10 protein-coding genes and 4 pseudogenes are annotated in these 14,320 nt (G+C 57.3%); 8 read left to right on the top strand and 6 right to left on the bottom strand.

Annotation, left to right across the window (positions count from 1 at the left end; translation table 11 throughout):
• The first annotated feature begins 5 nt into the window (after window positions 1–5).
• From ELQ88_RS12710 to ELQ88_RS12685, 6 genes and pseudogenes are all read left to right on the top strand, one after another.
• A complete protein-coding gene (locus ELQ88_RS12710; protein WP_138965404.1) occupies window positions 6–968 on the top strand; it encodes a sugar ABC transporter permease in 963 nt (320 codons plus the stop codon).
• Window positions 965–1,807 carry a carbohydrate ABC transporter permease gene (locus ELQ88_RS12705; protein WP_138965402.1) on the top strand — a complete coding sequence of 281 codons (843 nt, stop codon included), beginning with the start codon at window positions 965–967 and terminating at the stop codon, window positions 1,805–1,807. Before ELQ88_RS12710 ends, ELQ88_RS12705 begins: the two co-directional genes overlap by 4 nt.
• Before the next feature lie 27 nt (window positions 1,808–1,834).
• On the top strand, window positions 1,835–2,980 hold the full coding sequence (gene ugpC / locus ELQ88_RS12700; protein ID WP_138965400.1) for a sn-glycerol-3-phosphate ABC transporter ATP-binding protein UgpC: 1,146 nt from the start codon (window positions 1,835–1,837) through the stop codon (window positions 2,978–2,980).
• Complete coding sequence (locus tag ELQ88_RS12695) at window positions 2,977–4,476, top strand: sucrose-6-phosphate hydrolase (RefSeq protein WP_138965398.1); 1,500 nt, start codon at window positions 2,977–2,979, stop codon at window positions 4,474–4,476. Before ugpC ends, ELQ88_RS12695 begins: the two co-directional genes overlap by 4 nt.
• A gap of 75 nt (window positions 4,477–4,551) precedes the next feature.
• A complete protein-coding gene (locus tag ELQ88_RS12690; RefSeq protein WP_138965396.1) occupies window positions 4,552–5,544 on the top strand; it encodes a LacI family DNA-binding transcriptional regulator in 993 nt (330 codons plus the stop codon).
• A gap of 385 nt (window positions 5,545–5,929) precedes the next feature.
• A pseudogene (locus ELQ88_RS12685) lies at window positions 5,930–7,384 on the top strand (tyrosine-type recombinase/integrase).
• Between the two features lie 138 nt (window positions 7,385–7,522).
• On the opposite strand, the pseudogene ELQ88_RS12680 reads toward ELQ88_RS12685, so the two are convergent.
• Both ELQ88_RS12680 and ccmE read right to left on the bottom strand, forming a co-directional pair.
• Window positions 7,523–7,873 (bottom strand): annotated as a pseudogene (locus ELQ88_RS12680) (heme lyase NrfEFG subunit NrfE); the annotation flags it as partial.
• Window positions 7,874–7,918: 45 nt separating this feature from the next.
• Window positions 7,919–8,254 (bottom strand): annotated as a pseudogene (ccmE, locus tag ELQ88_RS12675) (cytochrome c maturation protein CcmE); the annotation flags it as partial.
• Window position 8,255: 1 nt separating this feature from the next.
• Here ccmE and ELQ88_RS12670 point away from each other — a divergent pair.
• Window positions 8,256–8,516, top strand: a pseudogene (locus ELQ88_RS12670) (hypothetical protein); the annotation flags it as partial.
• 48 nt (window positions 8,517–8,564) lie between these two features.
• Entirely contained in the window at window positions 8,565–9,230 is a 666-nt protein-coding gene (locus ELQ88_RS12665; protein ID WP_138965394.1) for a LysR substrate-binding domain-containing protein, read from the top strand.
• A gap of 28 nt (window positions 9,231–9,258) precedes the next feature.
• Here ELQ88_RS12665 and ELQ88_RS12660 read toward each other — a convergent pair whose 3' ends face one another.
• The 4 genes from ELQ88_RS12660 to ELQ88_RS12645 all read right to left on the bottom strand — a co-directional run bounded on the left by ELQ88_RS12660 (window position 9,259) and on the right by ELQ88_RS12645 (window position 14,299).
• Window positions 9,259–9,822, bottom strand: coding sequence for a hypothetical protein (locus ELQ88_RS12660; protein WP_138965392.1), 564 nt, complete (start codon window positions 9,820–9,822; stop codon window positions 9,259–9,261).
• Window positions 9,823–9,912: 90 nt separating this feature from the next.
• Window positions 9,913–11,469, bottom strand: coding sequence for a BCCT family transporter (locus tag ELQ88_RS12655; protein ID WP_138965390.1), 1,557 nt, complete (start codon window positions 11,467–11,469; stop codon window positions 9,913–9,915).
• Window positions 11,470–11,698: 229 nt separating this feature from the next.
• Window positions 11,699–12,946, bottom strand: a complete 1,248-nt coding sequence (locus ELQ88_RS12650) for a Xaa-Pro peptidase family protein (protein WP_138965388.1) — start codon at window positions 12,944–12,946, stop codon at window positions 11,699–11,701.
• A 51-nt stretch (window positions 12,947–12,997) separates the two neighbouring features.
• Entirely contained in the window at window positions 12,998–14,299 is a 1,302-nt protein-coding gene (locus tag ELQ88_RS12645) for an MFS transporter (RefSeq protein WP_138965386.1), read from the bottom strand.
• Window positions 14,300–14,320: the final 21 nt, after the last annotated feature.

Genomic DNA, 14,320 nt, shown 5'->3' with positions numbered 1-14,320 from the left:
TCACCATGTCTGTCTCCGCTACCCATGCCCCCGGTGACGAGCTCCTGCTCACCCGGGAAACTCCCGTACAACGTCGCCGAGTGCGCGCCGCCTGGCTGTTTCTGACACCCATGCTGCTGTGTCTGGCCCTGGTGGCAGCCTGGCCGCTACTGCGCACATTCTGGTTCAGCCTGACCGACGCCAACCTGGCGGACACCGATGGCGGATCCTTCGTCGGCTTGAGCAATTACCTGTTCCACAACGGTTCCTCCTGGTCGGGCATCCTGGTTGATCCTCAATGGTGGAACGCGGTGCGCAACACCTTGCATTTCACCGTGGTGTCGGTGGGCCTGGAAATCGTCCTGGGACTGCTGGTGGCGTTGCTGCTCAACATCAAGTTCACCGGACGCTCTCTGGTGCGTGCGTTGATTCTGATTCCCTGGGCGATTCCGACCATTGTCTCGGCGAAAATCTGGTCATGGATGCTGAACGACCAGTTCGGCATCATCAATCACATGATGCTCAGCCTCGGCCTGATTGATGCGCCCCTGGCCTGGACGGCCGATGCGGATCTGTCGATGTGGGCGGTGATCATCGTCGATGTCTGGAAGACCGTGCCTTTTGTCACGCTGCTGATGCTGGCGGCCTTGCAGATGTTACCGAGCGATTGCTATGAGGCCGCCAGGGTCGATGGCATTCACCCGCTGAAGGTGTTCTGGCGTGTCACGCTTCCCCTGCTGATGCCTGCACTGCTGGTGGCGGCGATCTTCCGCATCCTCGACTCGCTGCGGGTATTCGACGTTATCTATGTGCTGACCTCGAACTCATCGAGCACCATGAGTATGTCGGTCTACGCCCGCCAGCATCTGGTGGAGTTTCAGGACGTTGGCTACGGCAGCGCAGCCTCGACGCTGCTGTTTCTGGTGGTTGCGGTCATCGCCCTGCTTTACCTGTACCTCGGACGTCGTCAATTGGAGGTGCGCTCATGAGCCCGCGTCTACTGAAAAAAGCGCTGTTGCGCCTCGGGTTCTGGTGTCTGATCGGGGTATTGCTGCTGTATGCGGTCTTCCCTTTCTACTACGCCATCGTGACATCGCTGAAGCCGTCCAGCGCCTTGTTCGAGGTGAGCTACTGGATCAAAAACCCCGACTTCTCCAATTATGCGGCGGTCCTGCATCAAGCCTCATTCCTGCAGGCAATCGGCAATTCGCTGGTGGTTGCTCTGTGCGTGGTGGCGCTGGCGCTATTCCTCAGCCTGACCGCGGCCTACGCCTTGGGCCGGGTGAAGTTTCGTGGCCGTGGCACGGTCTTGATGCTGGTCCTGGGGGTGTCGATGTTTCCCCAGGTCGCGGTGCTGTCGGGGCTGTTCGAGGTGATCCGCGCGCTGGGCCTGTACAACACGTCCTGGGCGTTGATTTTGAGCTATACGATTTTCACCCTGCCCTTCACCGTCTGGGTGCTGACCACGTTCATGGGACAACTGCCCCATGAACTGGAGGAAGCGGCAATCATGGATGGCGCTTCACCCTGGGTCACGCTGACCCGAGTGCTGTTGCCGCTGCTCTGGCCCGCACTGGTTACCACTGGCTTATTGGCGTTCATTGCCGCGTGGAACGAGTTCCTGTTTGCCCTGACCTTCACCCTCACCGACACGCAACGCACAGTGCCGGTCGCCATCGCCTTGATTTCCGGCGGCAGCCCCCACGAGCTGCCTTGGGGGTTGTTGATGGCTGCCTCGGTGCTGGTCACCGTCCCACTGGTGATTCTGGTGTTGATCTTCCAGCGCCGAATCGTTTCCGGTCTCACTGCCGGCGCGTTAAAGGGTTGATGCCCAACAAAGACAAGGAACAGCATCGTGATCAAATTGAAACTAGACAACGTAAACAAACAATTGGGCGGCGCGCGGATTCTGCGCGATGTCAGCCTCGAAATCGCGGCGGGTGAATTCGTGGTGTTCGTCGGTCCTTCGGGCTGCGGAAAGTCGACCCTGCTGCGACTGATCGCCGGGCTGGATTCGATCTGCGGCGGCGACCTGCTGATCGACGGGCGGCGAGCCAACGACCTGGAGCCACGCGAACGTGGCGTCGGCATGGTGTTTCAGTCTTATGCGCTGTACCCGCACATGAGCGTCTACGACAACATCAGTTTTGGTCTCAAATTGGCCAAGACGCAAAAGAGCACCCTGCGCGAACGCGTGCTGAAAACCGCGCAAATCCTGCAATTGGACAAACTGCTGCAACGCAAGCCAAGGGAGCTGTCTGGAGGACAACGCCAGCGTGTGGCCATGGGCAGGGCCATGGCGCGGGAACCGGACATTTTGTTGTTCGATGAGCCGCTCTCCAATCTGGATGCATCCTTGCGCGTACAGATGCGCAACGAAATCGCCCGGCTGCATGATCGGCTGGGCTCGACCATGATCTATGTCACCCACGATCAGGTCGAAGCGATGACCCTGGCCGACAAAATTGTCGTGCTCAATGGTGGTCGCGTCGAACAGGTCGGCTCACCGCGCGAACTCTATGAGCGCCCGGCCAGCCGCTTTGTCGCCGGTTTCCTGGGTTCGCCCACCATGAATTTTCTGCCCGCGCACCTGCAGGCACCCGGTGAAAACAGCCTGGTCGATACCGGTGTATGGGGCATCACGTCCCTGCCCTTCGACAGCTCGAATCTGGCGCCGGGCACGCCGCTGAGCCTGGGGATTCGCCCGGAGCACATGTCACTCAAGGCGGCGACGGGCAGCGCCGGCATCGCCGTGACCGGGGTTGAATACCTGGGCAGCGAAACCTATGTGCACCTCAAGACAGAGCAGGACGAACCGCTGGTCTGTCGTTGCGAGGTCAGCGCCGGATGGCAGGTCGGCGATCGGGTCGAGCTGCAACTGGAGATCGCCTATCTGCACCTGTTCGACGCCGACGGCGCGGCCTTGAAGCGCCACCCACACACGATTGAAACCCCATCAGATGGCGTTCCGTTGCGCTCGGTACGAGCAGGCGCCCTATGACTGAGTCCTTGAATCCCATGAGCGTTCCCATGCCTGGCGCCCTTGAGCTTGCGCAGCATGCGCTGCGTGACGGCCTGTCTCGCGTTATCCACGATTATCGACCCGGGTATCACATTGCCCCTCCAGCGGGCTGGATGAACGACCCTAACGGGGTGGTGTACTTTCGTGGCGAATATCACGTGTTTTATCAGCACTACCCCTTCGAAGCGAAATGGGGCCCCATGTATTGGGGGCATGCAAAGAGTGCCGATCTGGTCCATTGGCAGCATCTGCCCATTGCATTGGCGCCCGGCGATGACTTCGACCGTGACGGTTGTTTTTCCGGTAGCGCGGTGGTCTGTGGCGATACCCTGGCGCTGATCTACACCGGGCACACCTGGCTTGGGGAAGTCGGTGACGAGCGTTTCATCCGTCAAGTCCAGTGCCTGGCCACCAGCCGCGACGGCAACCGGTTCGTCAAGCATGGCGTCGTCATCGAGGCCGCGCCGCAAGACGCTATCATGCACTTTCGGGACCCCAAGGTATGGCAGGAGAATGACTGCTGGTACCTGATTGCCGGAGCCCGCCTGGGCGATGTGCCGTTGCTCCCGCTGTACCGTTCCACGGATCTGCATACCTGGGAGTTCCTCGACTATGTGTCCAGCGGCAGCGAGGGTGATGGTTATATGTGGGAGTGCCCGGATCTGTTCCGCCTGAACGGACGCGATGTACTGCTGTATTCCCCCCAAGGCATGCATTCCCAGGGTTACGAACGGCTCAACAAGTACCAGACCGGTTATCGAGTGGGCCGACTCGACAGCGAATGGCACTTCACGGGCGGGCCTTTTATCGAACTGGATAACGGCCATGATTTCTATGCCGCGCAAACGCTACTCGCCGCCGACGGTCGGCGCCTGGTGTGGGCGTGGCTCGACATGTGGGAAAGCCCGATGCCGAGCCAGGCCCATCACTGGTGCGGCATGCTCGGCTTGCCGCGCGAGCTGGAACTGTGCGCCGATCGCCTGTACATGTATCCGGCACGGGAACTCACCGCTCTGCGCAAAGCGCCATTGCCGGGTACGCCGTGGTGGGATGAATCGGGAACCCGCTGGGTGCCGGAAGTGAATGGCGACATGCTCGAAATCCATGTGCATTTGGATCTGCTCGGCTGCACTGGGCAGTTGGGAGTCGCCTTGCGTTGCAGTGATGACGGTCAAGAGGAAACGCTGCTCTACTACGATGCGTCGCTGCATCGACTGGTGCTTGACCGCAGCCGCTCGGGTGCGCAAGTCAGCGGTCAGCGCAGCGTGGCGATAGACCCTGCACAAGAGCACCTGGAACTGCATGTGTTCCTCGATCGCTCGTCCATCGAGGTGTTCGACGAAAACGGGCACTTCACCCTCAGCAGTCGCCTTTATCCGCGGCCAGACAGTCTGGGCGTGAAGCTGCTTGCCAGTGGAAGTGGCGGGCGTGTCTCCATCCCCAAGGCATGGCCTCTTGCCTCGGGCTGGATATGAGCCGCGTCATTGGAGTCGCGAGAAGCGCGGGCCATGTGTCATGATTCTGCGTCAACCTGACAGGTTTCGCCTCGCATGACTTCAGTGAAAGACGTTGCACAGCTGGCCGGCGTGTCCCTGATGACCGTTTCTCGAGCGCTCAACAATCCGGAAAAATTGAGTCCCGAAACCCTTCAGCGGGTGCGTCGCGCCATTGATGAACTGCAATTCGTGCCGAGCCTGTCGGCGCGCAGAATGCGCGGCGACAATCTGCAGTCCCGAACCATTGGTGTGTTCGCGCTGGACACCGCGACCACACCGTTTGCGGTCGAGTTGCTGCTGTCCATCGAACAGACCGCACAGCAAGCCGGCTGGAATGTCTTTATTCTCAACCTGTTGAGCAACCCGCCCACCGACCAGAACATCGACCTGATGTTGTCGCACCGTCCCGACGGCTTGATCTTCAGCGCCATGGGGTTTCGCCAGGTGTGCATTCCCGAGCGCTTGAAGAGCAAACCCCTGGTACTCGCCAATTGCCTGGCAGATGACAGGCACCTGGTGAGTTATGTGCCGGACGACGAAACAGGGCAGTACCGAGCCGTACATCATGCGTTGAGCCAGGGCTATCGGCGCCCGCTGTGTATCAATCTGCCCAAACAGAGCCTGGCCTGGGGTCTGCGACAAAAAGGCCTGCTGCGCGCCTGTGAGGCATTCGGCCTGGCGCCTGACTCACTCCTGCAATACGACCTTTCCGATCATGACGCCTATGGTGAAACCGCAGCCATCCTCGACCGACACATCCTCGACGGTCGCCCGCAATTCGACATTCTGATCTGTGGCAACGACCGCATTGCCTTTTGTGCCTATCAGTTGTTGTTCGGCCGTGGCCTGAAAATCCCCGACGATGTCGCCGTGCTTGGCTACGACAACATGATCGGTATCGCCGAGCTGTTCATCCCGCCGCTGACCACGGTGCAACTGCCCTACTATGAAATCGGTCGCCAGGCTGCCCGGCACCTGATCGAGACCCTTGAGGTATCGGGAACCCAGCCAGTTGATTGTCCATTGGTGGTCAGGTCATCACTCTAGGAAACGATGTCGTGAACGGCAAATTGCCCGGGTTGATCCCCGGTAGTGTCTCAGTTGTCGATGCACGTGATGTTGCACGGGCACTTATAGCCGCCGCCGCACATGGGCGGCGGTTTTGCGCAGGCACAAAAAAGCCGATCTAGTTGATCGGCTTAACTGTCTGATTTTACTCAGGAAATATGGTCGGTACGGAGTGATTCGAACACTCGACCCCTAGCACCCCATCTCCTTTTTCATACTTCTTGAAAGCTTCCAGAATTTTACTCTGGATTTTTCTAATCCAGTATTTACTTGAGCTACAGCGGTGTTCTGCTCTACGAGAGTCCAGAAACGTCCATCAAGAGCCGACGTTTTTGTGGGGGTAAAAGTAGGGGGAGTCCGTTTTATGGCCAAAATCACCATCAAAGAACTCGAGTCGCTGACCGTCAACGATGCCGGCCGAATCCTCAGGGAGGATGGCAACCTCGCCGGTCGAATTTCGGTGCGTAAGGACGGCGTGTCGGTCAGTTTTTTCTATCGGTATCGCTGGGGCGACCAGAACAAAGAGTACGCCTGCGGGTCCTGGCCGCGCAAATCCCTGACCGACATCCGCAAGGCCCGCAACCAGGCCCGGGCGCTCATTGATGAGCAAATCAATCCCAACGAACAGAAGAAAAACGCCAAGGCACAAGCGCATGCCGCTGCTAACGTGGAGGCCGAACAGGTAAAGACGTCGAAGGTGCAAGCACTGACGGTCCAGGATCTGGCCAAGGCCTGGCTGTTGGATGGAGTCGCGCGCAAAGACGGCAATGCCGAGTTGCAGCGACGCTTTAACAAGGACCTATTCCCGGCACTTGGCATGACAGCAGTGAGCAGTGTGTCGGAACACGATATTCGGGCGCTGATCCGCACCGTGGTCAACCGCGGCGCTCACCGACAAGCCATCAGTTTCTTCGCCGACCTCACCCAGATGTTCAGCTGGGCCAGAAAGCGTCAGCCCTGGCGGGCCTTATTGATCGAGGGCGATCCGACTGAGCTGGTCAACATCTCCCCTCTGATCCCAGCCGACTACGAGGCAGAAAGAAGCCGCATCCTTTCCCCGGCGGAGCTGTTGGAATTGCACAACCGATTCCAGCAAATGACCGCCGATTACAACGCCCTGCCCGCCGGGCAAAAATACGACGGCATACGGCCGCTAAAGAAAGAAACCTAACTCGCACTCTGGATCAGTCTGGGCACGCTGTGCAGGATTGGCGAGTTGCTGCAGGCCGAATGGAAAAATGTCGATTTGGAGCGGCAAACGTGGTTCCTTCCCAGCGAAAACGTCAAAGGCACCCGTGGTAAGAAACAAGATCACCATGTCTTCCTCTCCCCCTTTGCCCTGCATTTCTTTCAGGAACTCAAAACCCTGACGGGAGATTCGCAATGGTGCTTTCCGAACAAGCAGGATGATCAGCATGTGGATGTGAAAGTGGTGAGCAAGCAGGTGGGCGATCGTCAGGCCCGGTTCAAAAACCGCAAGGCCCTCTCAAGACGGCGTCACGACGACACTCTGGTCCTTGCCGACGGACAAAACGGCGACTGGACGCCGCATGACCTGCGCCGCACAGGCGCGACCATGATGCAGGCGTTGGGGGTCAGCCTGGACGTCATCGACCGCTGCCAAAACCATGTACTGGCCGGCTCGCGGGTGAGACGCCATTACCTGCATCACGATTATGCCGAAGAAAAGAAGCGCGCCTGGAACCTCTTGGGCGATCGACTCAGTGCCGTATTGTCCTCCACCTACGAGCATCCGCCAGCAGAATCGATGATGTCTTTTCGTGCGTATACCGCGACTGGCTCTTTACCGCCTTCTTAAATCAGCATCTTTAGTGCAAATTCCTCATAGTTTCATGGACGTCGAGTGCCTTCTTCCAATCGATCCCAGCATTTTGACGCCGATGCCAAATTGACCCACGTGACGACGTAAGACTAACCCATCTCAAAATTGGTACTAACCTAGAACAGCCAGTACACGGGCCAGCATCACTTGCGGCAACTGCACGGAGAACACCGACACCGCGAAGGTCCAGCGGCCAAGGATCAGCGCCCAGAGCAGCAACGAACCTTTGTGCGCGCCCCACACGGCGCTGAATATGTAGTACCAGGGCAAGGCGCTGTTGGAGTTACCGGCGACATAGGCCACGGAAAAATCGTCGGCCATGAAGGCGTACGTCAGGCAACCGAAAGCGAATACCAGAAAGGCGAACTGGCCCCAGGCAGCGGGCTGGGCGAGGCTCATCCACAAGCGGTCGCCACGCCAGGCACCGAGCAACAGCACCACGGCCTGAACCAGTGCCAGGATCATGGCCAGGTGGCCCAGTTCCGGGATGAAGATTGCGGACGTAATGGATCAACCCTCCTTCGCAGGTGTTGGAGCGGTTTGACCACTGTTTTTTAGGGCCTTGGTCACTTCCGGTCGCATGTATTTCTCATCGTGCTTGGCCAGCACTTCATCGGCCACCACCACGCCGTCGGCGTTGAGTTTGCCCAGGGCGACAATGCCCTGCCCTTCGCGGAACAGGTCCGGGAGGATGCCGCGATAGGTGATGGTGACGGACTTGTTGAAGTCGGTGACGATGAACTTCACGTCCAGGGAGTCGCTGGAACGTTGCAGCGCCCCCTTCTCGACCATGCCGCCGGCGCGGATGCGCGTGTCATGCGGGGCTTCGCCGTTGGCGATCTGGGTCGCCCTGCTGCTTTCAGGCGGGAAATGGACACCGCACGACCTTCGCCGCACAGGGGCAACACTGATGACTGCGCTCGGGGTTTCGCCTGAAGTTGCTGAGCGCTGCCTCAATCACACCGAAGACAACAAAATGAAACGAATTTATCAGCGTCACAGTTACGCTGCCGAAATGGCCGCGGCGTGGAAATTACTTGGCGAGCGCTTGGAGTCGCTCACAAATACGAAACTGATAGATCATGCGCAACAGATTCAATCATTGTGAGATGAGTCAGGGCAGGCTTAGGCTTCGTCTACTTGCGGAGTCGAGCGTATTGCCCGCACGGCGTGTGAAATCATTGATATCAAGCGCAGCTCACTTCAGATAGCCTGCGCTCCGGCACGGGGATTGTCGTTTTTGCCGCGTGTCATCAGTGCGTTTCTCGAAATGCATGAGCACGCACAAATAACCCTGGTAGTTCAATTTTCCAGAGAAGTGGTGGACGCGATTGTGGGCGAACGATGCGATGTCGGGTTTATTGCTCAACCCAACGCTTATCCCTGCCCACGTGGCGAGAAGATTATTCAGTTATCTCTGCGATACGCCCTGCCCTTCGATCACGGACTACGCGACAAGGCGGTGATCGTCCCGCAGGACCTTGAGGGGGAGTGCTTTATTTCCTATCCGCACGCAGTCGCCTCGCGTCAACACATCGACTCTATCTTTGCCGCGTATGGGGTGGAGCGCAGGATGAACCTTGAAACCCAGCTCTCGATGCCAATGTGTAAGTTCGTTGGACTGGGGGCGGGAGTCGCCTTGGTGAATCCCATCAGCGCACTTGAATACAGTGGAGAAAAAGTCATTTTTCGCCCCTTCGAACCGATCATCGAAATTGACTTCAGTATGCTAGTACCGCAGCAGAAAAAAAACTCGAAGTTTCACGAGAGCTTCCTTCAACATGTCAGGGGGTTTGTTGCACGTGAGGTGACCTTCAACTGAGCGGCGCAACGCTCGAGACAAAACTGCATCAGCGCGGGGATATTTTGAACGGCCGCTCAAGATTGTTTTCCGGGTCGAACTGACGTCGCTCGGTGTAATTCAAATGCCGGCCATACACATGAAACGAAAGGCTGGTGTGCTCAGTTTCATTGATCACACTGTGGATACTGCCGCTTGGTAACAGTAGCGCCTCTCCAACTGTGATGCATTGCTCACCCATTAGCTGCAGCTCGGCGTATCCAGGACGTTGCGCATCGTCCAGACGCTGCCAAAACAGGTTACGTTCGGTGCCATCGACACCCACCACAACCGCCCAGGTATCGTGGTCATGGGGCGGTACGCCACGTCCGGGTAGCCAGCTATCGACCACCATGAATAATGACTGGTCGGGCTCTACGTGTAACAGCGTCGTGCCATACCCCATCTCCGGGTCGGCCTTATACATATCGGCACCTAGCCAACTACGCTTTTGCACCATTCGTTGAACCAAAGGTCCGACGAGCGAAAGCAGTTCGGCCTCATTCGCCGCCTCGCGCACAACGTTCCTTAGTTCACCGACCAAAATCTGTATGTCGTCTTGTTGCGATTCCATCTTCAACGTCCCCCTTTGGCCGGTTTGCCTTCCACACATTGGCCAGCGGACTGCCCCCGAAGAGGTAGGCCCGCTCTCCTTGAAACAACCTTAGTCACGAGGCTCCTTGGCCAGCGCTTTAACAAAGCCGATCATTAGCAACAGCATCAGCACCATGAACGGTAACCCCATGGCCACTGCACCGGCCTGGATGCCTTTCAGCGCGGTGTCGCCACCGATTACGAACAGCGTGATGGTGACTAATGCAATCATCACTAACCAAAGCACCCGCTGTACTGGCGAAGTGTCCGGGTCACCGCCAGCGGCCAGGTTGTCGACTACCAAGGCGCCAGAGTCCATGGAGGTCACCATAAAGATGACCAGCAGAATGACCACCAGTCCTGAGCTAATGAGCGGCATCGGAAGCATTTGGAGGAACTGAAAGATCGCCATATTGACGTCGGTTAGACCGGCCGCGAGGGATCCACTACCGGAGATGACTTGATCGATGGCGCCCGCTCCGAACGCTGTGAACCAGGCGATAGCCACCAGGGTTGGCACCAACATCACCACACCGACCATCTGACGGAGCGTACGGCCTCGGGAAACACGCGCAACGAATACACCGACCAATGGGCCCCATGTGCACCACCACGCCCAATAGAACACCGTCCATCCATGGAACCAATCCTGGTCTGGACGATTGACCCAGTTACTCAGCGGCAGGAAGAACTCGACATAATCAACGGTCGTACTCAGCACACCAGAAAAAAAGGTAGACACCCCAATACCGATCACGACCAGTATGAATAAGCCCAACGCCAGCAACATATTGATGTTACTTAGCAACTTGACTCCAGCATCCATGCCGCGCCATAGGGAAAATCCGGCGAGGCCAGTCACGACCAAGATGAACAACAACTGCAATCCAAAGGAGTTGGGAATGCCCAGTACTTGTGAGATACCGGCAGTCGACTGCATGGCGCCGAGGCCTAGAGAGGTGGCCAAGCCGAACACAGTAAGCACCACAGTAAAAACGTCCACCAACTGCCCTGGCAGCCCTCGATGTGCTTTACCAATCAATGGCTGCAGCCCCGAACTAAGGGCAAATGGGAGGCCTTTGTTAAAGGCAAAAAAGCCAACCACCAACGCACTGGTCAGGTAGATGGCCCAAGGATGAAAGCCCCAGTGAAAGATCGTCGCACCCATTGCTGCATGCTCGGCCTGCGGGGTGGTCGCAAGGACATTGAGTGGCGTTTTCCACCAAGCTGTGTATTGTGCTACCGGCTCAGCCACGCCCCAATACAGAAGGCCAACACCCATCCCGGCGGCAAACAGCATCGAAAACCAGGACAGTGTGCTGAACTCCGGCGTAGCCTCCTTGCCACCCAAGCGAATTTTACCAAAAGGTGAAATGGCCACCCCGGCGCAAAACAGCACGGCCAGATTGCCCATGATCATTATGAACCAGTCGCAGTTCTTCAGGATCCAGCCTTTGGCCCCCTCCAGGGACTGGCTGAAGGTTATCGGGTCATGCAATGCCACTAAAACCAGCGCCAATACAATCAAGAATGAAACAGGAAAAATAACCCGATGAATATTCAATCCTAATATTCGGGTATTGAACGCTCGAGAATAGGATCCTTCATCGACAACTAACTCTTTCATGCTAAGGGCCTCTCTATTATTTTTGTATTTACAGCCAACATCGAATAACCGCCAATTAGGCGTAACGTTATCCAGACCAGTACGCACGGCAACGCATTGGGATTGATGTTCAAACAGGAAGCGGTGCACGACAAATCATTTTATCTGCGCCACTAATGACTATTTCTCATGAGTGCTCATGTTCCAGATTGGGCTGTGCGCATCACTGCAACCACCAGCGAGGAACGACTTACAACCAGTCCTCCTGCCACGGATAATGTGAAAGCACCTCGCAGCCGTTTTGGGTAATTAAAACTTGCTGTTCAAGTTTTATACCTTCCCTCCCTCCTCGCTCGCCCATGTAACTTTCCACGCAAATCACCATATTCTCTTCGAAAACACCGTCATAACCACTGTTTTCCCAATCAATGCCTTTATGCGCCAGTGCCGGATATTCATCCGCCAAACCAACACCGTGCACTACACAGCAGTAACGGTTGTGCTGATAGGGCTGTGGAATGTCCCAGGATCGCTGAACGAACTCGTGATGGCTCAGGCCAGGGCGCAAGAGCGCCATGTTGTGCTGAATCTGTTCATGGGCCAGCGCATACAGCTTGCGCTGCTCGGCCGTAGGGGCAACGTGACCGACGGTCCAAGCTCGCGAGATATCCGCGCAATAGCCATAGGGGCCGATCAGATCCGTGTCGAAGGAAATGATTTCACCTTCCTGCATCACCCGATCGCTTGACTCCTGCATCCACGGGTTAGTTCTAGGTCCGGAAGCGAGCAGGCGGGTTTCGATCCACTCTCCACCGTGTCGGATATTCTCGTAGTGAAGCCAGGCCCACAGTTGGTTCTCGGTCATGCCTGGACGCTGCTCATCATGCATGCGCTGAATGCCTTTCTCGCAAACCTCGATGGTCCAGCGCATCAGCTCCAGTTCGGAAGCTGATTTGATCTTGCGCGCCTCCTCCATCAGACTGTGCCCCTCGACCAGGCTCAACCCCTCAGCTTGGAGTAGCTCAAGCCCTTCGAAGTCTGCCTTATCCACGGCCAGACGCGCGTTGGCACCAGCGTGCTCACCCACCACCTCGACAATTTCTCGGGCCCAAATGGCAGCCTTCTCGGATATGCGCGAACCGGCACCGAAATAACTCCAACTGACCGCTTCGCGCACTTCATCGATCAGACTGATGCCCTCATGCAGGTGTTCGCAATTGTGGAACTCCCACAGGATCACGGGCCCATTGGCAAACACCAACGCGTAACGAGCGAAGTTATGCAAGGTCCACACCTGCATGTTCGAGGTGTCAGTGGCATAGCGGATATTGACCGGATCATAGAGCAGGATGGCGGCACAATCGCGCGCCAGTAACTGATCGCGCACCCGCTGCAGGCGGTAGGTACGCGCCGATAGCAGCGTTTCCAGCGTGACCGGGTTGTGCAAGGGTTGCGTGGAGTCATCGCCCGTACGGTACTTATTCTTATTTTCGAACATGCTTTCGATTCCGTTAATCACAATAGGAGAAAGGAACGTCACCATTTGGCGTCATGGACAATTCAGCGCGGTGGCGATTTCAGTCTCGTTGATCACTCTGTCGCACTGCGAGCTCTGGGCGTTTGCCCCGACCGACTCGACAACCGCCACCAGACTGGAACTGGCCAGGCCATTGGGCGTTGACGGGTGATGAAGGGGAGCATCCTCTTGCAAATGCTCACCGGTGACCTTGCCCTGCCCTACAAACACGACAAGCAGCGCAGCGCAGGCAGCGAAGAAGAAATAAAGACTCGATGCGCCGAAGTGCTCCATCAGTGAACCGGCCAGCAGCGGACCGATGCCGGCACCCACACCAAACGCCACCAACAACACGCTGGCCAATGAAACACGCAATTGCGGCTCAATATTGTCGTTGGCCAGTGCCACACCGAGCGGATACAGGCAAAACTGCAAAAAGCCTATCCCTGCACCGAACAGCATCAGGGTGTTGAACGAAGGGCTTTGACAAAAACCCAGCGGCAGCGTGACGAGCATCAGCAGCACTGCCACAGCGCGAATCAAGCTGGCACGTGGCAATCGATCCGAAAGCCAGCCCAAGGGTAGCTGGGCCAGTAATCCGGCCCCAATCACCAAGGCCATGAACTGACCAATTTCGACCGTATCGAGTCCCTGCTGACTGGCATAGATCGAGGCCAGACCGTAAAAGCCACCCGTCATCATGCCCGACACCACCAGGGTCACTAACGACTGCGGTATTCGACGCAGGAACAATTTAACGTCGACAGGCGCCGCAAGGATGGGCGTCGGATGCGGGCAGCGGGTCAACGCCACCGGCACCAGGCTCAACGCAAAAGCGATGGCCACGCCAAGCAACGCATGGATCCCCAAGTCGCCATTGAGACTCAGTGCCAGCTGACCAAGCATCATGCCAACGTAGCTGGCAACCATATAGAGGGCCAGCACGCTGCCGCGCTGTTCAGTCCGAGCCTGATCGTTGAGCCAACTTTCCAACACCATGAACTGACACATCATGGCCACCCCCACCAGCGCTCGCAGCAGCAGCCAAAATGGCAAGGCACTACTGAATTCATGAGCCAGCACTGCCGCGGCAATCCCGCCAGCGCAGGTGACGTAACTGCGGATGTGTCCGACCCGCTCAATCAGGTAGTGCCCGACTTTGCCTCCCAACACCATGCCCAAGGCGTTGGCGGCCATCAATGCACCGCTCCACGTCTCGGCCCCACCCCCCGCGTTCAGGCGCAGCGCCAGGTAGGTCATCAACAGGGTCGAACCCAACTGCATCAATAAGCTGCTCAGATACAGGGCGCCGAACGCCTTCGTCAGTCCAAGCACTGAGCAGCCTCGTCAATGATG

Source organism: Pseudomonas sp. MPC6 (assembly GCF_006094435.1).
In the GTDB taxonomy this organism is placed as follows: domain Bacteria; phylum Pseudomonadota; class Gammaproteobacteria; order Pseudomonadales; family Pseudomonadaceae; genus Aquipseudomonas.
This window is presented reverse-complemented; position numbering and strand designations above follow the sequence as displayed.